At 70.2% G+C, this 584-nt stretch carries 2 pseudogenes; both read right to left on the minus strand.

The features are described 5' to 3' along the window. A pseudogene (locus AC1DFE_RS24140) lies at positions 1 to 129 on the minus strand (phage holin family protein); the annotation flags it as partial. Then, positions 126 to 584: pseudogene (locus tag AC1DFE_RS24145) on the minus strand (hypothetical protein); the annotation flags it as partial. The pseudogenes AC1DFE_RS24145 and AC1DFE_RS24140, both read right to left, overlap by 4 nt.

The following is a 584-nucleotide window of genomic DNA, read 5'->3' on the forward strand; positions in this document are numbered from 1 at the left end:
GAGTTCGATTTCCTGCCGGATCAGGGTGGACAGGTCCCGGGTGACCTCGCCGAGGAGGTCACCGAGGGAGGTGGTGTCGGCCTTGACGTGCGCGGCCGTATGCGGGGCATCGGGTATCTGGCTGCTCACAGGGGACGCCCCCCACCCTCGGTATACGGGTCCTCGGGATCGCGAAGCGGAACGCCTGCCGAACCCGGTGCATCAAAGCCGGGGCGGGCTGGCTCGCCGTACACGGTTTCCGCGTAGGTGGTCGGGGTTGCCTGCGGTGCGTCATACAGGGGAGTGCCCTGTGCCGCGCCGAGGCTGCTTTCGGTGACGGGCGGCTGGACCGGGTACTGAGGAGCAGTGCCGTACTGGGGAACAGTGCCGCCCGTTGATCCGTAGCCTGTTGCGGTGCCGGTTTCGGGGGCGCCGGCCTGCAGGCTGCGGCCCAGCCGTCCGGCCACGAGTCCTGCGCCTGCCGCGAGGAGCAGGAAGGTGCCGGGCCGCTGGCGGGCGAAGGACTTGACCTCGTTCAGCAGCGAGCCCGGATCCCGGTTGTCCAGCCAGGAAGCGACCGATTCGGAGCGGTCGGCGGCCTGCCG

This window comes from Arthrobacter sp. 05T423 (assembly GCF_056396245.1).